This is a genomic window from Streptomyces sp. URMC 126, from assembly GCF_051386555.1.
Taxonomy (GTDB): Bacteria; Actinomycetota; Actinomycetes; order Streptomycetales; family Streptomycetaceae; genus Streptomyces.
The window spans coordinates 1-299 of the sequence record NZ_JBPQTX010000753.1; the positions used below are offsets into that span (position 1 = coordinate 1).

Annotated in this window: 1 protein-coding gene; it reads left to right on the top strand. The window is 75.3% G+C overall.

From position 1 onward, the window contains the following. The coding region (locus tag ACSNOK_RS33760; protein ID WP_436784572.1) for an FGGY family carbohydrate kinase at positions 1 to 299 on the top strand (299 nt) is incomplete at both ends.

A 299-nucleotide genomic window follows, 5' to 3' on the forward strand; every position in this document is an offset into this window, starting at 1 on the left:
CTGCTGGGCAATCCGGTGCACTACCGCGACGGCCGTACGGCGGGGGCCGCCGAGCGGGCCGCGGCCGTGCTGCCGCCCGAGGAGCTGTACGCCGCCACGGGCCTGCAGTACCAGCCGTTCAACACCCTCCACCAACTGGTGGCGGCCCGCGGTACGCCCGCGCTGGAGGCCGCCCGGCGCCTGCTGCTGATCCCGGACCTGATCTCGTACTGGCTGACGGGCGAGGCGGGCACCGAGCTGACCAACGCCTCCACCACCCAGCTGGTCGACCCGCGCACCGGCGACTGGGCGCGGCCGGT